Source organism: Pseudomonas sp. App30, from assembly GCF_047947025.1.
In the GTDB taxonomy this organism is placed as follows: Bacteria; Pseudomonadota; Gammaproteobacteria; order Pseudomonadales; family Pseudomonadaceae; genus Aquipseudomonas.
Window position 1 is genome coordinate 117696 of sequence record NZ_CP133165.1, and the last position, 19427, is coordinate 137122.

A 19427-nucleotide genomic window follows, 5' to 3' on the forward strand; every position below is an offset into this window, starting at 1 on the left:
CAAGGATTGCAGAATGATTGAAGACATCTACGAATACGCCAACCCGCGCTTTCGCAGCCTGACCCTGCCCAACACCCAGCTGGAGCGCCTGTATGACGGCTGCCGCTGGGCCGAGGGGCCGGTGTGGTTCAACGATGGCGGCTACCTGCTGTGGAGCGACATTCCCAACCAGCGGATCCTGCGCTGGACGCCGGAGCAGGGGGTGTCGGTGTACCGCGCAGCTTCCAACTTCGCCAACGGCAACACCCGCGACCAGCAGGGCCGCCTGGTGACCTGCGAGCATGGCACCCGCCGCGTTACCCGCACCGAGCCGGATGGCTCGATCACGGTGCTGGCCGATGCCTTCAACGGCAAGCGTCTGAACTCGCCCAACGACGTGGTGGTGCACCGCGACGGCGGGGTGTGGTTCACCGACCCCACCTACGGCATCCTCAGCGACTACGAGGGCTACCAGGCCGAGCCCGAACAGGCCGGCCGCAACGTCTACCGCATCGACCCGCACAGCGGCGAGGTGGTGTGCGTGGCCGACGACTTCGTGCAGCCCAACGGCCTGGCGTTCGCGCCGGACGGCAAGACCCTGTACATCGCCGATTCGGCGCGCACCCACGACCCCGCAGCGCCCCATCATATCCGCGCCATGGAGGTGGTGGACGGGCGCTGGCTGGGCAAGTCGCGGGTGCTGGCGCAGATCGAGCCGGGCATTCCCGACGGCCTTCGGGTGGACGTGCAGGGCAACATCTGGACCAGCGCCGGCGACGGCATTCAGTGTTTCGATGCCCAAGGCACGTTGCTGGGCAAGATCCTGTTGCCCGAGAAGGTCGCCAACCTGACCTTCGGCGGGCCGCGGCGCAACCGGCTGTTCATCACCGCCAATACGTCGCTGTACCTGATTCACGTGGCTGTGGCCGGCGCGCAATACCCCTGACACCACGCCAAACTTCTTTGTGGGAGCTGGCTTGCCAGCGAGTTTTTAAAACTTCCAAAACTCGCTGGCAAGCCAGCTCCCACAGAAGACCGTCGTAGTTAAGTGGCTGCTTGGGTCAGCTCTTCAATCAATAACCGCGCGGGCGCGGGCAGGCTGACGCCATGGCGGGTAACGATCTCATACGGCTCGCTGCGCGAGGTTAGCGCATACGGCAGGTGCACCAGCATGCCGAAGTCCACGGCCATCCGCGCCACGTCCTCGGGCATTACCGCCACAAGGTTGGGGTCCTGCAGCAACAGCGACAGGGTGGTGAAGGTGGATGAGGTCTCGATGGAATAGGTCGGGAAGGCCAGGCCCGCTTCGCGGAATTCGCGCTCCAGGGTCAGGCGCATGGGCATGTTCACCGGGAACACCACCCAGCGTGACGCCGCCAGCTCATCCAGGCTGACGGTGTCGAGCGTGGCGAACGCGTGCGCCGGGTTGGCCACCACAATCAGCGGCTCCTGCTCGCGGGAGCGGCAGTCATACAGCGCCGGGTTCTTGCTGACGCTGGTGCGGCACAGGGCCATGTCCAGGCGGCCTTCATCGAGCAACGACAGCAGCCGCGCGCTGGTGTCCTCGACGATTTCCACCGACAACTGCGGCTGGCGTGCCCGCAGGCGTGCCAGGGACTCCACCAACGCTGGTACCGCGCCCATGATCACGCCCACCGACAAGCGCCCGCCGTGGCCCTGCATGATGCCCAGCAGCTCTTCGCGCAGGTGCGCCACGTCGGTGTGGATGAGCCGCGCGTAGCGAATCACGCAGCGCCCCAGGTCATTGGGCTCCAGCCCCTTGCTGGTGCGCTCGAACAGCGGCGTGCCGAGGGTGGACTCGATTTCGTGCAACGCCTTGGTCGCGCCCGGCTGGGTGATGGCCACCGCTTCCGCGGCCTTGTGCAGCGAGCCATAGTCATCCAGGGCAATCAGCAGCCGAAGCTGCTTGAGGCGCAGGCGCGAGTTGATGGTGGCGAGGGACGGCAGCATGGTGGGGGATCACTAAAAGTTATCGGTGGATCAGCAGCTCTCATTAGGCAACAACCTGTGGCGAAATTAAAGTGATGCCCAACGCGGTGCTCAACGCACCCTGCATAAAAATAACAGCGGAGACCACAGCATGCGGTTGATTCAATTCGAAACCGGACCTCACCAGCGCTTCGTCGGCGTGATCGAAGGGGATTCGATCCAGGTGGTGCGCGACACCTCTACCACCCGTGAACTGGCGCTGGACGCCATCGCCAACGGCCGCAGCCTGGTGGCGGAAGTCCACGCCCGGGGCACCGACGTTTCCCCGCACAGCTACACCCAATTGCTGGCAGAGCGGCGTGTGCTGCCGCCCCTGGACCACGAAGACCCGGCGCACTGCCTGGTCAGTGGCACCGGGCTCACCCACCTGGGCAGCGCCTCGACGCGCGACAAGATGCACCAGCAGAACATCCAGGACGAAGCCGCGCTGACCGACACCGCGCGCATCTTCCAGTGGGGCATCGAAGGCGGGCGCCCGGCCCCCGGGACGGTCGGCGTGCAGCCGGAGTGGTTCTACAAGGGCGACGGCTCGATCGTGGTACGCCCTGGCGAGGCGTTCAGCAAGCCGCCGTTCGCCGAAGATGCCGGCGAGGAGCCCGAGCTGACCGGCCTGTACGTGGTAGGCGGCGACGGCAAGCCTTACCGCGTAGGCTTCGCTCTGGGCAACGAGTTCTCCGACCACGTGATGGAGCGCCGCAACTACCTATACCTGGCCCATTCCAAGCTGCGCAACTGCAGCTACGGCCCGGAGCTGCGGGTAGGCGAGCTGCCGGCCCACCTCACCGGCACTAGCCGCATTCGGCGCAACGGCCAGGTGCTGTGGGAGAAAGAGTTCCTCAGCGGCGAGGACAACATGTGCCACAGCCTGGAAAACCTTGAGTACCACCACTTCAAGTACGCGCAGTTCCTGCGCCCGGGCGACGTGCACGTGCACTTCTTCGGCACCGCGACGCTGTCGGTGGCCGATAACGTGCACACCCAGGTAGGGGATGAATTCGAGATCAGCATGGGCGAATTCGGACGGCCGTTGGTCAATGGAATACAAGCCGGTGAGCGCGAGATGGCCGCCGGCACTGTCACTGCGCTCTAGAAGTTCTCGCGGGTCGCCTGCACCGGGCGGCCCCATTGCTGCCTGATAACAATCATAAAAAGCGAGAAGCGTATGAACACCAAGACCGAACGGGTCATGCCGTTGCAAGCGGCCGCTACCCCCACTGGCGCCACCACCGTGCGCTGGCGCATCTTCCTGATCCTGTTGCTGCTGTCGGCTATCAACTACATCGACCGCGCGTCGCTGTCGGTGGCCATGCCGCTGATTTCCACCGAATTCGAAATGACCCCGGCCCTGGAAGGTCTGATGCTCAGCGCCTTCTTCTGGTCGTACGCGCTGATGCAGATCCCCGGCGGCATGCTGCTGGACCGCTTCCAGGTGCGCAATATCGTTGGCGTCGCCACCGTGGGCTGGGGCTTCTTCCAGGCCATCGCCGGCGGCGCCCACAGCTGGATGATGCTGCTGGCCACGCGCATCGGCCTGGGCGTGGCCGAGTCGCCGATCATGCCCGCCGGCGCCAAGCTCAACGGCGCCTGGCTGACCCCCAATGAACGGGGCCGCGGCGCCACCCTGGTGGACGGCGGCGCGCCCTTGGGCACGGCGCTGGGCGCCATCATCATTGCCGCGCTGATCACCTGGTTCGAGTCCTGGCGCATCGCCTTCTTCATCGCCGGCGTCGGCACCATGGTGGTGGGCGTCTGGGCCTGGTGGTACATCCGCAACAGCCCGGCCGAGCACCCCAAGGTCAACGACGCGGAACTGGCCTACATCACCGACGCCAACGCGCAGGCCAAGCGCACCCACGGCGAGCGTGCCGCGGTGCTCAAGGAACTGCTGAAAAGCCGTTCGGTGCTGGCCATGTTCGCTGGCTACGCCTGCTACAACAGCGTGTTCTACGGGTTGCTGACCTGGATGCCGAGCTATCTGCACAAGGTGCATAACCTGGACATCAAGGCCATGGGCGGCGCCACTTTCCTGATCTTCATGTGCGGTTTCATTGGCGAGCTGTTCGGCGGCTGGCTGGCCGACAAGTGGAAGAGCGCCGGCGGCGAGCCCAACCGCGTCATGCGCACGCTGTTCGGCAGCGCCGCGGCGGTCACCGCCCTGTGCATCCTGCTGGTGGCCTACATTCCCGACGCGGGCACGGTCATCACCCTGCTGTGCGTGGCGCTGTTCTTCCTGCGCTGGTGTGGCATGTACTGGTGCCTGCCGGCCATTCTGGGCGGCAAGTCCAAGGCGGGCGTGCTGGGCGGCAGCATGAACTTCTGCGGCAACATGGTCGGGGTGATCGTGCCCATCCTGATCGGCCTGATCGTGCAGTTCACCGGCTCGTATTTCCTGGCCCTGATCTTCTTCGTGGTGATGGCCATGGGCTTGATGCTGTTCTCCGCCATCATCGACTATCGCGAACGTGGTTTCGCTTGAATTCGCCGTTACCTGGAAGGTTAAACACCATGGAACTCATAACAAAAACAGGCAACAGCGTTGCCAATGCCGTGATTCGCCTGAACCTGCTGGACGATGTACTGATCGCCCGCCAGCCGCTGCCCCTGGGCCTTGAACTGGCGGTGGAAGGCCTGGTGGTGAAGCAGCCGATTCCAGCCGGGCACAAGATTGCCGCCCGCGACATAGCGGCCGGCCAGCCGCTGCGGCGCTACGGCCAGATCATCGGCTTCGCCAGCCAGCCGATCAGCGCCGGCCAGCACGTGCACGTGCACAACCTGGCCATGGGTGACTTTTCCCGCGACTACGCCTTCGGCGTCGACGCCCTGGGCGTTGGCGAGCGCCGCGAAGACACGTTCATGGGCATCGTGCGCGAGGACGGCCGCGTGGCCACGCGCAACTACATCGGCATCCTGACCTCGGTAAACTGCTCGGCCACCGTCGCCAAGGCCATCGCCGACCATTTCCGCCGCGACATTCACCCCGAGGCGCTGGCCGCCTACCCGAACGTCGACGGCGTGGTGGCGCTGACCCACAGTTTCGGCTGCGCCGTGGACCCGGGCGGCGAGGCGCTGGCCATGCTGCGCCGCACCCTGGGCGGCTATGCCATTCACCCCAACTTCGCCGCAGTGCTGATGATTGGCCTGGGCTGCGAGACCAACCAGATCCCCGACCTGCTGGCCGCCCAGGGGCTGGAGCGCAACAACACCTTGCGCACCTTCACCATCCAGGGCACCGGCGGCACCTCGAAGACCATTGCCAGCGGGATCGAGCAGGTCAAGTCGCTGCTGGCCGAGGCCAACCGTGTGCAACGTGAGCCGGTCAGCACCAAGCACCTGATCATCGGCCTGCAGTGCGGCGGCTCCGATGGATATTCGGGCATCACTGCCAACCCGGCGCTGGGCAACGCCGTGGACCGCCTGGTGGCCGCCGGCGGTACCGCGATCCTGTCGGAGACCCCGGAGGTGTACGGTGCCGAGCACCTGCTGACCCGTCGCGCCGTAAGCCGCGCGGTGGGCGAAAAGCTCATCCAGCGCATTCACTGGTGGGAAGCCTACTGCGAGCGCATGAACGCGCAGCTCAACAACAACCCCTCGGCCGGCAACAAGGCCGGCGGCCTGACCACCATCCTGGAGAAATCCCTGGGGGCGGTGGCCAAGGCCGGCTCCTCGGACCTGGTGGACGTCTACGAGTACGCGCAAACCGTCACCGCCCACGGCCTAGTGTTCATGGATACCCCTGGCTACGACCCCATCTCGGCCACCGGCCAGGTGGCGGGCGGCGCCAACCTGATTGCCTTTACCACGGGCCGCGGCTCGGCCTATGGCTGCGCGCCGTCGCCGTCGATCAAGCTGGCCACCAACACGCGGTTGTGGGAAACCCAGGAAGAGGACATGGACGTCAATTGCGGCGGCATTGCCGACGGCAGCATGACCATCGAGGAGCGTGGCGAGCATATCTACCGGCTGATGCTGCGCATCGCCTCCGGCGAACGCAGCAAGAGCGAACAGCATGGCTATGGCCAGAACGAATTCGTGCCGTGGCAGATCGGCGCCATCACCTGAACCCGCTGCCAGCTTTTTCAAGGAACCCGCACCATGACCCAGATGACCGGCCACAGCTTTATCGGCGGCCAGCGCAGCCAGCAGGGCAATACGCTGCTGCAGAGCCTGGACGCCCACACCGGCGAGCCGTTGCCTTACCGTTTTTTCCAGAGCACCGAAGCCGAGGTAGACGCCGCTGCGCTAGCCGCTGCGGCCGCCTTCACGCCTTACCGGCAGTTGCCGGCCGAGCGCCGCGCGCAGTTCCTCGACGCTATTGCCAGCGAACTGGATGCCCTGGGCGAGGACTTCATTGCCCTGGTGGGCCGCGAGACCGCACTGCCGGCCGCGCGTATCCAGGGCGAACGCGCGCGCACCAGCGGCCAGTTGCGGCTGTTTGCCAGTGTGCTGCGGCGTGGCGACTTTTATGGCGCGCGCATCGACCACGCGATGCCCGAGCGCCAACCGTTGCCGCGCGTGGACCTGCGCCAGTGCCGCCTGGGCGTGGGCCCGGTGGCGGTGTTCGGGGCCAGCAACTTCCCCTTGGCGTTCTCCACCGCAGGCGGCGATACCGCGGCGGCGCTGGCCGCTGGCTGCCCGGTGGTGTTCAAGGCCCACGGCGGGCACATGGCGACCGCCGAGTGCGTGGCCCTGGCCATTACGCGCGCCGCTGAAGGCACCGGCATGCCGGCGGGGGTGTTCAACATGATCTATGGCGCTGGCGTGGGCGCGGCGCTGGTCAAGCACCCGGCCATTCAGGCCGTTGGTTTCACCGGTTCGCTGGCCGGCGGCCGCGCCCTGTGCGACATGGCGGCGGCGCGCCCGCAACCTATCCCGGTGTTCGCCGAGATGTCGAGCATCAACCCGGTGGTGCTGTTGCCCCAGGCCTTGGCAGCGCGGGGCGCAAGCATCGCCCGGGAACTGGGCGCCTCGGTGATGCTGGGCGCAGGGCAGTTCTGCACCAGCCCCGGCCTGGTGGTGGGTATCCGCTCCCCGGCGTTTAGCGCCTTCACCACGGCGCTGGCGCAGTTCTTTTCCGAGCAAGCGCCGCAGACCCTGCTCAACGCCGGCGGCCTGGACAGCTACCGTCACGGCGTCGAGCGGCTCACGGGCACGCCCGGGGTAACCCTGCTGGCAGGCGCGCCGCAGGCCGGGCGCCAGGCCGGGCCGCGGCTGTTCAAGGCCGACGTGGCGTTGTTGCTGAACCAGGACCCGGTGCTGCAGGAAGAGGTGTTCGGCCCGGCCACGGTGGTGCTGGACGTGGCGGACGAGGCACAACTGGCCCAGGCGCTTGGCCAGTTGCAGGGGCAGTTGACGGCCACGTTGATTGCCGAGCCCGAAGACCTGCACAGGTTCGCGGCGCTGGTGCCGGTGCTGGAGCAGAAGGCTGGGCGGCTGTTGATCAACGGTTACCCCACGGGCGTCGAGGTGTGTGATGCCATGGTGCATGGCGGGCCGTATCCGGCAACTTCGGATGCGCGCGGTACCTCGGTAGGCACGGCGGCGATCGATCGCTTCCTGCGGCCGGTGTGCTACCAGAACTACCCGGACCATCTGCTGCCCGATGCGTTGAAGGATGGCAACCCCTTGGGCATTCGGCGTTTGGTGAACGGTCAGTTGCGCGGCGGGGCGTGACGCGGCCTGCGGCCGCTGCTACAGGCTGCGTTCGGGGGGGGTTAACGGAACCTGCGGATAACTTCCACCAACCGCTCCAGATTGATCGGCTTACCCACATGTTCATTCATCCCCGCCGCCAGGCACTGTTCGCGGTCTTGCTCGGAGACGTTGGCGGTCATGGCGACGATGGGCAGCTGGTCGGCCGGGATGGCCTGGCGGATGCGGCGGGTGGCTTCCTGGCCGTCGATGTCGGGCATGCGCAGGTCCATCAGCACCAGGTCGTAGGGCGGCTGGGCGTGCAAGGCGCGCTCCACCCCGGCCATGCCGCAGTCGGCCAGGTCGACGCTGGCGCCCTCGGCCTTGAGCAGGCCGGCGGCGACCATCTGGTTTACCGCGTTGTCTTCCACCAGCAGCAGCCGCAGGCCGGCCAGGCGTTTGGGCCGGGCAGGGGCGGCGGCGGGTTTTGCCGGGGGCTGGCTGGGCGCCGGGCGCAGGTCGGCCAGGTGCCTGGCCAGCTGGCGCGGGGTCAGGGGTTTGGTCAGCAACAGCGGTGGCCGCAGCCCGGCGCCGTGCAAGGCCTGGGTGGCGGCGTCGCGGCTGAAGGCGGTCACCAGCACCACCAGCTGTTCGATGGCCTTCAGCGGGCCCAACGCCGGGGGCGGCTGCGCCTCCAGCAGGCGCCAATCCACCACCAGCACATCGAATGCCTGGGTGAACCCCTGGTCCAGGCGGGTGATGCGCTCGGCCGCCCAGCCCAGGCCTTCCAGGTTGCGCTTGAGCAGGGCGCCGGCCAGGGGGTTGTCGTCGACCAGCAGCACCTGCAACGGCGGCAACGGGCTGGCGGACTGTTGCGCCGGGTCGATGGCCAGGCCCAGTTCGAACCAGAAGCGGCTGCCCAGGCCCGGTTCGCTGTCCACCCGCAGGTCGCTGCCCATCAGGTCAGTAAGCCGTTTGCAGATCAACAGCCCCAACCCCGAACCGCCGAACTTGCGCGCCGTGGAGGCATCGCCCTGGCTGAACGCCTGGAAAATCCGCGCCAACTGTTCGGCGTCCATGCCGATGCCGCTGTCGGCCACGGCGAACTCGATGCCCACGCGGCTGGCGCTGCAGCGCACCTGGCGCACGCTGATGACCACCTGGCCGGCCGAGGTGAATTTCAGCGCGTTGCCCGCCAGGTTGATCAGCACCTGTTGCAGGCGCAGGCTATCGCCGATCAGGCCCAGGGGCAGTTGCGGGTCGATGTCGAACATCAGCTCGACGTCGTTGTGCGGCTGGTTGCCGGACAGCACCACGCCCAGGTCGCGCAGCAGCTCTTCGAGGTTGAACGGGTGTTCGTCGACCTGCAGCTTGCCGGCCTCGATCTTGGAATAGTCGAGGATGTCATTGAGCAGCCCCAGCAACAGCGTGGCGGCGGTCTGGGCGCGGCTGACGAAGTCCTGCTGGTCGGCGTTCAGGCCCGACTGCGCGGCCAGTTGCAGCATGCCCAGCACGGCGTTCATGGGCGTGCGGATCTCGTGGCTCATGCTGGCCAGGAACGCGGACTTGGCCATGTTGGCCTTGTCGGCCTCGACCTTGGCCTTCTGCAGGTTGATTTCCAGCTCGCGCTGGGCGCTGACGTCGATGGCGAAGCCCAGGTAGCCGGTGATGGCCTGGGCGTGGTCGCGCATCACCGTCACTACCAGGTGCACCAGCAGGTAGCTGCCGTCCTTGCGCCGGTAATGGCACTGGAACACCGACGGCTCGGCCTGGTTGCGGGTTTGCGCGACGTAGCCGTCGATGCCGCTGAACTCGCCGCCGTAGCGGGCGGCCATCTGCTGGTTCTGGGCGCGCAACTCGTCGGGGTCGTGCATCAGCTCCGGGGTGAAGCGGCCGATGACTTCCTCGGCGCTGTAGCCCAGCATGCGCTCGGCGCCGCGGTTGAACACGCGGATGATGCGGTTGGGGTCGGTGGCAATGATCGACACGCCGGTGGCGGCGTCGAGGATGTTTTTCAGCAGCAGGTCCAGGCTCTGCAGCGCTTGGGTGCGTTGGTTGACCTCGCTTTCCAGCACCTGGGCCAGTTGCTGCGTCTTGGCGTGGTGGGCTTTCTGCTCGGTGATGTCGCGCAGCAGGCGCTGGCGCAGCAGTTGCACCACCAGGGCCAGCAGCAGGCTGCTGAGCAGGCCCAGGGCCAGGATCAGCCCGGGCGGGGTAGGGTGCAGCTGGCGGACGAACGGTGGGAACACCGTGAGGGTGATGTGCCAGGTGCGGCCGAACAGTTGCCGTTCGATGCTGGAGCTGGCCACGGCCTTTGCATCCTCGGGGCTGCGTGCCTGCACGTAGAAGGGCGGGGCCGCCGAGGTATCGGTGATGTCGGCGATTTCCAGCTGGGTGCCGGCGCTGTGCCAGTTCAGGTCCTTGAGCACGTCCTTGATCAACAGCGACACGTAGGTCCAGCCGATGCCCTGCGCGGTGCGCTGGGCATAGCCGTCAGGCGGGGTGGGCGTCTGGTACACCGGCATCACCATCAGGAAGCCACGGCGTACCTCGCCCTCGCTCTGCACCAGAGTGACGGGGCCGGTAAGCTGCGGCTCGCCGGTGAGCAAGGCGGCGTCGGCGGCCTTGCGACGGTTGGGCTCGGAGGCAATGTCCAGGCCCTGGGCAATGTTGCGCGGGCCGGGCGGCTGCACGTAGCGGATCACGTAGACATCGCCGTCGTGAGGGGCGAAGCCGTGCACGGTGAACGCGGTTTCGCCTTCCTGCACGGCCTGTTGGGTAAAGTTGGCGACCTGGGCGGCGGAGATCTTGCGCACGATGCCGAAGCTCAGCGCGCCGGGGAACTCCAGCACCACGTTGCGGGTGGCGTTGTAGGTGGCGAACTGCGCGGGGCTGAGGCTATCGACGCCCACGGTGTGCCACAGCCCGCGCAGGGAGCGCAGGCCGTACTGGTACAAGGTCAGGCGCTCCACCACCCGGTCGGCAATCTGGTTGGCCTGCTGGGCGACGGCTTCGTCGAGTTCCTGCTGGTTGGTGTCCAGGCGCTGCCATACCGCCAGTCCCGTGAGCACCAGCCCCAGCGCCAGGGCGGCAATGGCCCAGCCGGGGTTGCTCCGCAGCCTGGCGGCGGTAATCTCTGCGGCCATCGTAGACCCTTGGGTGGCTGCAATCGTTGTTAACAATGTAGCAGCGGCCGGCAGGCCGCGTCAGGGTGGCGGACGCAGACTTCGGCATTGTCTTTGTGGGAGCTGGCTTGCCAGCGAGCTTTTCTGGCCCCAACAGCTCGCTGGCAAGCCAGCTCCCACAGGCCGCGTCAGGCGCGCTGGGACAGCAGGGTTCTGGCGAGCTGCAGCCACGCCTGGGCCGCAAACGACAGCTGGCCGTTGCGCCGCCACGCCAGCACCAGCTTCCAGATCAGCGCCGGCGAGCGCACCGGCACGATGGTGAATTGCTCGGGGCGCAGGGTCTGGCAGTACATCTGCGGCAGCAGCGCGATGCCCACGCCCAGGCCCACCAGCGAGGCGATGAAGTCCCACTGGCCGCTGCGGCCGCTGATGCGCGGCACGAAACCGGCCTCGGCGCAGGCGTCGGTGACCAGGTCATTGAGGGCGAAGGCATCGCCGTAGAAGATGAAGTCGCAGTCGGCCAGCTCGCGCAGTTCGACGAAGTCGCGGCCCTGCCACACGGACTGCGCCGGGGCCAGCAGGCACAAGGGCGACTCGAACAGCGGCAGCGAGTCGAATTCGGCCCAGATGTCGGCCACCCGCGGAAAGTCCAGCAAAGTGCCCAGCTCCAGGGCGCCGTCGCGCAGGTCGGCGACCGTGGCGTTGCTGCCAATCTCGAACAGCTTCAGCTCGATTTTCGGGTGGTTGGCGTGGTACGCCGCCAGCACCGGCGCCAACACCGTGTGGGTGAAGGGCGACAGGCCCATGCGCAGCACGCCGCGCTCGATCTGCTGCAGGTCGCGCACTTCCACCTTCATGGCGTCGTGCAGGGCGATGATCTCGCGGGCCCGTTGCAACACCACCAGTCCGGCATCGGTGACCTGGAAGCGCTTGCCGTCGCGGGCCAGCAGGGCCACGCCAAAGCTCTGCTCCAGCTGCTGGACCATCTTGCTCACCGTCGGCTGGGTGACGTGCAGGCGCGTGGCGGCGCGGGTGAAGCTCTGCTGGTCGACCACTTCCACGTAATAGCGCAGGGCACGGATGTCCATGGTGCATTCCAGATTGGCATGATTTTGATGAAGTTAATTCATTATATCTTTCAAGGTCAACTGGCTAGCATGGCGTCACTTCACCTGGTTCATTGCACCCTGGAACGCCCCATGTCGACCCGCCCCCTTACTCCCTCACGTCCCTCGCGGACCGCGCTGCGCTGGCTGCAAATCATCGGCCAGATCCTGCTGCTGATACTGGTCTGGTCCCTGGCCGACCGGGTTGCCACACTGGCGCACCTGCCCATTTCCGGCGGCATCCTCGGGCTGCTGGTGCTGGTGGCGCTGCTGCTGAGCGGGGTGGTCAAGCCGACCCTGTTCGAGCAGGGCGGCGAGCTGTTGCTGGCCAACATGCTGCTGTACTTCATTCCACTGGTGGTGTCGGTGGTGCAGTACACCAGCCTGTTCGAAAGCGAAGGCCTGAAGCTGATGGTCGCCATCGGCGTGGGCTTCGTCTCGGTGCTGGTAACCACGGCCTTCACCGTCGAGTGGCTGTGCGCCTGGACCCGCAAACGCCAGTTGCAGCGCCTGACCGCACAGCGCGGCAAGCGCCCGGTGGCCGGCCCACAGGAGTTGGCACAATGAGCGCGTCGCTGATCTCGCTGCTGTTCCTGCTGGTGACCGTGGGGTTGTTCTATGCCAACCAGGCGGTCTACAAGCGCTACAAGCGCGTGTGGCTGATGCCCGCCATCGTCACCTCGCTGCTGTTGATCGTGCTGGTGCAGGTCACCGCCACGCCGTACCCGCTGTACTTCCAGGACGCCCATTGGCTGGTGTGGCTGCTAGGCCCTGCCACCGTGGCCTTCGCTTTGCCGATCTACCAGCAACGGCGGCTGATCCAGAAATACTGGCTGGCCCTGTGCCTGGGCAGCGTGGCGGGCATCGTGGTGTCCATCGCCACCACCGAACTGCTGGTCAAGGCGCTGCACATCGACAGTCACATCGCCCGCAGCCTGCTGGCCCGCTCGGTGTCCACGCCGTTTGCGGTAGAGGCCTCGGCGCACCTGGGTGGCACGGCGCAGCTGACCGGGCTGTTCGTGATCATCACCGGGCTGTTCGGGATTGTGCTGGGCGAGATGATTCTGACGCTGCTGCCGCTGCGCTCGCGGGTGGCCAGGGGCGCGCCGTTTGGCGCGGCAGCCCATGGCTTTGGCTTGAGCATCGCCCGCGCCGTGGGCCCGGAGGAGGGCGCGGTGGCCAGCCTGACGATGATCTTCAGCGGCGTGCTGACCGTGGTGCTGGCACCGGCGATCGCGATGCTGCTGGGCTGACGGCCCTCACTTGAGGAAGTTGTTCACCAGCAGGTCCTTCACATCCCCGCCACGCCCGCCCAGCACCGCCTTGGCCGAGTACAGCGCCATGCCGGCCACCTGGGCGAACTCGACCTTGGCCGGCATCACCAGCTCCTCGGGGTTGACCTTGACGTCCAGCAGCGCCGGCCCTGGCTGGGCCAGGAATGCCTGCACGGCCTCCTCGAGCTCGGCGCCCTCGCTGACCTGCCGCCCCCACAGCCCCATGGCCCGCGCCACTTCGGCAAAGTCGGGGTTGTGCAGGTCGGTGTAGTTGTCCAGCAGGCCCTCGACCTTTTGCTCGATCTGCACGAAGTTCAGCGAGGCGTTGTTGTACACCACCACCTTGATGGGTAGCTTTTCCTGCACCGCAGTGAGCAAATCCCCCAGCAGCATGGCCAGGCCGCCATCGCCCGACAGCGAGATGACCTGGCGGTCCGGGTAGGCCTTCTGCAGGCCCAGCGCCTGGGGCATGGCGTTGGCCATGGTGCCGTGGCGCAGGCTGGTGAGCGTGCGCCGGGCGCCGTTGACGTTGATATGGCGCAGCACCCACACCATGGGCGAGCCGCCGTCGGCGGTGAACAGCGCGTCGCTGCTGGCGTGCGTGTCCAGCAGGTGGGTCAGGTACTGCGGGTGAATCAGTTCGCCGTCGGTGTGGCGCTGGTCGTGGGCCAAGGTCTTCAAAGTGTCCTGGCGATGCTTGAGGCATTCTTCCAGCCAGGCCACGGTGGTTTTTTCCTTAATCAGCGGCAGCAGCGCGCGCAAGGTCGGCAGCACATCGCCCACCACGCCCAGGTCCACCGGGTGGCGGCGGCCCAGGTGCGCGCCCTTGCGGTCCACCTGGATGACCTTGGCCTTCTGCGGGTAGAACTGCTTCCAGGCAAAGTCGGCCCCCAGCAACAGCAGCGTGTCGCACTCCATCATGGCGTGGTAGCCCGACTCGACGCCGAACACGCCGGTCATGCCCATGTTGTAGGGGTTGCCGTACTCGACGAAATCCTTGGCCCGCGAGGTGTGGGCAATGGGCGCCTTGAGCAGCCGCGCCAGCTCCAGCAGCTCGTCGTGGGCACCGGCGCAGCCGAACCCGGCATAGATGGAGACCTTCTTGCCGGCGGCCAGCAACGCCGCCACCTGCGCCAGCTCGTCGGGGTTGGGCTGGCTCAGCGGGCGGGGGTGATGCGCGGCGAAGGGCAGGTCATCCTTGACCTCGGCCATGCTGATGTCCGACGGCAGGATGATCACCGCCACGCCGCCTTCGTTCAGCGCGGTCTGGGCGGCGAGGGCGGTGACCCGCCGGGCCTGGCCGGGCGTGTAGACCTGCTCGCAGAACACCGTGCAGGGGCCATAAATAGCCTTGAAATCCACCTCCTGGGGGAAATCCATGCCCAGCTCACTGGTGATCACCTGGCTGGCGATCAGCACCATCGGCGCGCCGTTGCGCTGGGCCTCGAACACGCCGTTGATGAAATGCAGCCCGCCAGGCCCGCACGAACCAGCACAAGCAGTGAGCCGCCCGCTGATGAACGACTCGGCGCCGGCGGCGAAGGCGGCGACCTCCTCGTGGCGCATGTGCACCCACTGGATGTCGCTGCGGTGAATGGCATCGGTGACGTGGTTGAGGGTATCGCCGACAATCCCGTAACAGTGGCGGACCCCGGCGGCCTGGAGTGTTTCGATGACCACGTCGGCGACTTTTTTGCTGGGCATGGGGTTTCCTCGGTTTAGGGGCACAGCAGGTTAGTCACCATGCCCCGCCGGGGAGTTCAGGTTTTAGCCCATGCCGCCGCCCAGGGCACGGTACAGGTTGACCTGGGCCTGCAACTGCGCCAACCGGTCGCTGATCAGCGCCTGCTGGTTGCTGAACAGCGAGCGCTGGGCATCCAGAAGGGTCAGGTGGCTGTCGACGCCGATGCGGTAGCGCCGGTCTGCCAGGTGGTAGTAGGCCTGGCTGGCGGCCACCAGGTCCTGCTGCGCCTGCAGCTGTTGCTGGTAGGTTTGCCGCGCCGCCAGCCCGTCGGCGACCTCGCGGAACGCGGTCTGGATGGCTTTTTCGTAGGTGGCGACGCCGATGTCCTTCTGCAGCTTGGCGTAGTCCAGGCTTGCCTTGAGCGCGCCAGCGTTGAAGATCGGCAGGTTGATGGCGGGCGCGAACGTCCAGGCCCCGGCGCCGCCCTTGAACAGCCCGCCCAGGCTGGCACTGGCGGTGCCGGCGCTGGCGGTCAGGCTGATGCTGGGGAAGAACGCCGCCCGCGCTGCGCCGATGTCGGCGTTCGCGGCCTTGAGCGCGTATTCCGCCTGTAGCACGTCGGGGCGGCGGGCCAGCAGGTCCGACGGCAGCCCTGCGGGCACCTCTTCCAGCTGGTTGGCGGCCAGTGGCTGCGGCGCTGGCAGGTCGGCCGGCAATGGCGCGCCCAGCAGCAACACCAGGGCGTTCTCGTCCTCGGCCACCTGGCGCTGGTAAGTGGCCAGGCTGGCCCGGGCGCTTTCCACCGCAGTGCGCGCCTGGGCCACGTCCAGCGCCGAGGCCACGCCGGTGTCACTGCTGCGCCGGGTCAGGTGCAGGCTTTGCTCGTAGGCGGCCAGCGTGTCCTGGGTTAGCCCCAGCAGCTCGCGGTCGGCCTGCCAGGTCAGGTAGGCGTTGGCCACGCTGGCCACCAGGCTGATCTGCGCGGCGCGGCGGGCCTGATCCTGGGCGAAATAGGTCTGCAGGGCCGCGTCACTCAGGCTGCGCACGCGGCCGAACAGGTCCAGCTCATAGGCGCTGACGCCCAGGTTCACCCCGTACTGGCCGGCGACGCTGGTCGCGCCGCTCTGGGACAGGTCGGCCGGGGTGCGCGCGCGGGTCGCCGTGGCGTTGGCGCTGACCGCCGGCAGCAGGTCGGCGCGCTGGATGCGGTACTGGGCGCGGTAGGCCTCGACGTTGAGGACCGCCACCTTGAGGTCGCGGTTGTTGTCCACGGCGCGCTGCACCAGCAGGCGCAACGCCGGGTCGTGGAAGAAGCTGCGCCAGCCTTGCGGGGCGGCCGCGGCAGCCGCGGCCCCCTGGGGGTACTGCGCTGGCACCGGCGGCGCCGGGCGCTGGTACGCAGGAATCAGCGAGCAGCCGTCGAGCACGGTCACGGCCACCGCCAGGGCAATCAGGGTCTTTCTCATCAGGCAGTCTCACTCTCGATGGAGGCGGCGGGCTTGTCCTTGCGCGCGCCCTTGAACAGCGTCGATACGCTGACGAAGAACAGCGGCACCCAGAACACCGCCAGCAGCGTCGCGGTGATCATGCCGCCGATGACGCCCGTACCGATGGCATGCTGGCTGCCCGAGCCGGCGCCAGTGGAAATGGTCAGCGGCACCACGCCGAGGATGAACGCCAGGGACGTCATGACGATCGGCCGCAGGCGCATCCGGCAGGCCTGGGTGGCTGCCTCGAACAGGCTCAGGCCTTGCTCGTGCAACTCCTTGGCGAACTCGACGATAAGAATGGCGTTCTTCGCCGCCAGGCCCACGGTGACCAGCAAGCCGACCTGGAAGAACACGTCGTTGGACAGGCCGCGCAGGCTGGTGGCCACCAGCGCACCGATCACGCCCAACGGCACCACGAGAATGACCGCGATGGGAATCGACCAGCTTTCATACAGCGCCGCCAGGCACAGGAACACCACCAGGATCGAGATGGCGTACAGGGCGGGCGCCTGGGAGCCGGACAGGCGTTCCTCGTAGGACAGGCCGGTGAACGAGATGTCCACGCCCGACGGCAGTTGCTGGGCGATGCGCTCGACCTCGGCCATGGCTTCGCCGGAGCTGTGGCCAGGGGCCGGGGCGCCGAGGATTTCGGTGGAAGACACGCCGTTGTAGCGCTCGAGCTTGGGCGAGCCGTACACCCACTGGCCAGTGGCGAACGCCGAGAACGGCACCATCTGCCCGCTGCTGTTGCGCACAAACCACTTGTCCAGGTCTTCGGCGTGCATGCGCGAGTCGGGCTGGCCCTGCACGTACACCTTCTTCACCCGGCCACGGTCGATGAAGTCATTGACGTAGCTGCTGCCGTAGGCCACCGACAAGGTGGTGTTGATGTCTGTCAGCGACAGGCCCAGGGCACGAGCGCGTTCGTCGTCGATGGTCAGGTGGTACTGCGGCTCGTCGGGCAGGCCGTTGGGGCGCACGCCGGCGAGAATCGGGCTCTTGGCCGCCAGCTCCAGGAATTTGTTCCGCGCTTCCATCAGCTTGGCGTGGCCGACGCCGGCCTCGTCCTGCAGGTAGAAGTCGAAGCCGGTGGCGTTGCCCAGTTCCAGCACCGAAGGCGGCACCACGGCGTACACCAGGGCGTCGCGGTACTTGAAGAACTCCTGTTGCGCGCGTGCGGCAATCTTGAACACCGAGTTGTCGGCGTTGCGTTCGTCCCACGGCTTGAGCAGCACGAAGGCGATGCCCGAGTTCTGGCCACGGCCGGCAAAGTTGAAGCCGTTGACGGTGAACACCGAACTGACGGCGTTGCCCTCGCCGTGCTCCTTGTCCAGCAAGTAACTGGACATGCGGTCGAGCACCTTCTGGGTCTGCTCGGCGGAGGTGTTGGGCGGGGTCTGCACCTGGGTGAAGATCACGCCCTGGTCTTCCTCGGGCAGGAACGAGGTGGGGATGCGGGTGAACATCCACATCATGCCCACCACCAGCAGCGCGTAGGCCATGAAGGCCGGCATTTTGTGGCGGATGACACTTCCCACGCCGCGCTCGTAGCTGGCGGTGGCCGCATCGAACTGGCGGTTGAACCAGCCGAAGAAACCGCGCTTGGGCTGGCCGTGGGCGTGTTCGTCAATGGGCTTGAGGAAGGTGGCGCACAGCGCCGGGGTGAACACCAGCGCCACGAACACCGACAGGGCCATGGCCGAGACGATGGTGATGGAGAACTGGCGGTAGATCACGCCGGTGGAGCCACCGAAGAAGGCCATGGGCAGCAACACCGCCGACAGCACCAGGGCGATGCCCACCAGTGCCCCCTGGATCTGCTGCATGGACTTGCGCGTCGCCTCCTTGGGCGACAGGTGCTCTTCGGCCATCACCCGTTCGACGTTTTCCACCACCACGATGGCGTCGTCCACCAGCAGGCCGATGGCCAGGATCATGCCGAACATGGTCAGGGTGTTGATGGTGAAGCCGGTGGCGGCGAGGATGCCGAAGGTGCCCAGCAGCACCACGGGGACGGTCAGGGTGGTGATGATGGTGGCGCGCAGGTTCTGCAGGAACAGCAGCATCACCAGGAACACCAGCACAATGGCCTCGCCCAGGGTATGGGCCACGCCCTTGAGCGACTCGGTGACCACCGGGGTGGTGTCGTACGGGTAGATCGCCTTCACGCCCGGCGGGAAGAACGGCTTGAGCTTGTCCACCGTGGCGCGGATCGCCTTGGCGGTGTCCAGGGCGTTGGCGCCGGTGGCCAGGCGGATGGCGATACCGGAAGCCGGGGCGCCGTTGGACTGGGCGTTGACGCTGTAGTTTTCACCGCCCAGGCCCAGGGTGGCGACGTCCTTCAGGCGCACTTGCGAGCCGTCGGGGTTGACCTTGAGCAGGATCTCCTTGAACTGCTCGGCGCTTTGCAGGCGGGTCTTGCCAATGATAGTGGCGTCAAACACCGTGCCTTTCACCGCCGGCAGGCCACCGATCATGCCGGAGGAAATCTGCACGTTCTGCGCCTGGATGGCCTCGGTCACGTCCACCGGGGTCAGCTGGTACTGGTTGAGCTTGGCCGGGTCGATCCACACGCGCATGGCGTACTGGGTGCCCCACACCTGGAAGTCACCCACGCCCGGGGTGCGCGAGATCGGGTCCTGCATGTTGGAAACGATGTAGTTGGCCAGGTCTTCCTTGCTCGACTTGCCGTCGGTGGACACCAGGCCCACGAACATCATGAAGTTCTGCTGGTACTTGGTCACGCGCAGGCCTTGCTGCTGCACCTCCTGGGGCAACAGCGGGGTGGCCAGGCTCAGCTTGTTCTGCACCTGCACCTGGGCGATGTCGGGGCTGGTGCCCTGGTCGAAGGTGACGATGATCTGCATGCTGCCGTCGGCGTTGCTGGCCGAGGAGATGTAGCGCAGGTGGTCGATGCCGTTCATCTGCTGCTCGATGACCTGCACCACGGTGTCCTGCACGGTCTGCGCCGAGGCACCGGGGTAGCTGACCTGGATGGCGATGGCCGGCGGGGCGATGTTGGGGTACTGGTTGATCGGCAGCTTGAGGATGGCCAGGCCACCCACCAGCATGATCACCAGCGCCAGGACCCAGGCGAAAATGGGCCGGTCGATGAAAAACTTGGACATGAG

Annotated in this window: 13 protein-coding genes; 7 read left to right on the forward strand and 6 right to left on the reverse strand. The window is 66.7% G+C overall.

The window, feature by feature from the left end:
* Nucleotides 1-13: 13 nt before the first annotated feature.
* Nucleotides 14-925, forward strand: coding sequence for an SMP-30/gluconolactonase/LRE family protein (locus RAM80_RS00530; RefSeq protein WP_416424280.1), 912 nt, complete (start codon nucleotides 14-16; stop codon nucleotides 923-925).
* 98 nt (nucleotides 926-1023) lie between these two features.
* On the opposite strand, the gene RAM80_RS00535 is transcribed toward RAM80_RS00530, so the two are convergent.
* On the reverse strand, nucleotides 1024-1950 hold the full coding sequence (locus tag RAM80_RS00535) for a LysR family transcriptional regulator (protein WP_416424281.1): 927 nt from the start codon (nucleotides 1948-1950) through the stop codon (nucleotides 1024-1026).
* Nucleotides 1951-2080: 130 nt separating this feature from the next.
* On the opposite strand from RAM80_RS00535, the gene araD1 reads away from it, so the two are divergent.
* The 4 genes from araD1 to RAM80_RS00555 all read left to right on the forward strand — a co-directional run bounded on the left by araD1 (nucleotide 2081) and on the right by RAM80_RS00555 (nucleotide 7659).
* Nucleotides 2081-3079, forward strand: coding sequence for an AraD1 family protein (araD1, locus tag RAM80_RS00540; protein WP_416424282.1), 999 nt, complete (start codon nucleotides 2081-2083; stop codon nucleotides 3077-3079).
* 72 nt (nucleotides 3080-3151) lie between these two features.
* Entirely contained in the window at nucleotides 3152-4465 is a 1314-nt protein-coding gene (locus RAM80_RS00545) for an MFS transporter (protein ID WP_416424283.1), read from the forward strand.
* 29 nt (nucleotides 4466-4494) lie between these two features.
* Entirely contained in the window at nucleotides 4495-6048 is a 1554-nt protein-coding gene (locus RAM80_RS00550; RefSeq protein WP_416424284.1) for a UxaA family hydrolase, read from the forward strand.
* A 33-nt stretch (nucleotides 6049-6081) separates the two neighbouring features.
* Complete coding sequence (locus RAM80_RS00555; RefSeq protein WP_416424285.1) at nucleotides 6082-7659, forward strand: aldehyde dehydrogenase (NADP(+)); 1578 nt, start codon at nucleotides 6082-6084, stop codon at nucleotides 7657-7659.
* Nucleotides 7660-7700: 41 nt separating this feature from the next.
* Here RAM80_RS00555 and RAM80_RS00560 read toward each other — a convergent pair whose 3' ends face one another.
* A complete protein-coding gene (locus tag RAM80_RS00560) occupies nucleotides 7701-10763 on the reverse strand; it encodes a CHASE domain-containing protein (protein WP_416424286.1) in 3063 nt (1020 codons plus the stop codon).
* 167 nt (nucleotides 10764-10930) lie between these two features.
* The gene (locus RAM80_RS00565; protein ID WP_416424287.1) at nucleotides 10931-11830 is read right to left on the reverse strand and encodes a LysR substrate-binding domain-containing protein; all 900 of its coding nucleotides are present in this window, start codon (nucleotides 11828-11830) and stop codon (nucleotides 10931-10933) included.
* 111 nt (nucleotides 11831-11941) lie between these two features.
* Here RAM80_RS00565 and RAM80_RS00570 point away from each other — a divergent pair, with 111 nt between their 5' ends.
* Together RAM80_RS00570 and RAM80_RS00575 are read left to right on the forward strand one after the other, a co-directional pair.
* Nucleotides 11942-12415, forward strand: a complete 474-nt coding sequence (locus RAM80_RS00570) for a CidA/LrgA family protein (protein ID WP_416424288.1) — start codon at nucleotides 11942-11944, stop codon at nucleotides 12413-12415.
* Nucleotides 12412-13101: an LrgB family protein gene (locus RAM80_RS00575; protein ID WP_416424289.1), complete on the forward strand. Its 690-nt coding sequence runs from the start codon at nucleotides 12412-12414 to the stop codon at nucleotides 13099-13101. Before RAM80_RS00570 ends, RAM80_RS00575 begins: the two co-directional genes overlap by 4 nt.
* Nucleotides 13102-13107: 6 nt before the next feature.
* Here the strand turns inward: RAM80_RS00575 and RAM80_RS00580 are convergent, their stop codons facing one another.
* The 3 genes from RAM80_RS00580 to RAM80_RS00590 all read right to left on the reverse strand — a co-directional run bounded on the left by RAM80_RS00580 (nucleotide 13108) and on the right by RAM80_RS00590 (nucleotide 19424).
* The gene (locus RAM80_RS00580; RefSeq protein WP_416424290.1) at nucleotides 13108-14826 is read right to left on the reverse strand and encodes a thiamine pyrophosphate-dependent enzyme; all 1719 of its coding nucleotides are present in this window, start codon (nucleotides 14824-14826) and stop codon (nucleotides 13108-13110) included.
* A gap of 63 nt (nucleotides 14827-14889) precedes the next feature.
* Complete coding sequence (gene adeC, locus RAM80_RS00585; protein WP_416424291.1) at nucleotides 14890-16272, reverse strand: AdeC/AdeK/OprM family multidrug efflux complex outer membrane factor; 1383 nt, start codon at nucleotides 16270-16272, stop codon at nucleotides 14890-14892.
* The gene (locus RAM80_RS00590) at nucleotides 16272-19424 is read right to left on the reverse strand and encodes an efflux RND transporter permease subunit (RefSeq protein WP_416424292.1); all 3153 of its coding nucleotides are present in this window, start codon (nucleotides 19422-19424) and stop codon (nucleotides 16272-16274) included. The genes adeC and RAM80_RS00590 overlap by 1 nt, the downstream gene beginning before the upstream one ends.
* Nucleotides 19425-19427 lie beyond the last annotated feature (3 nt).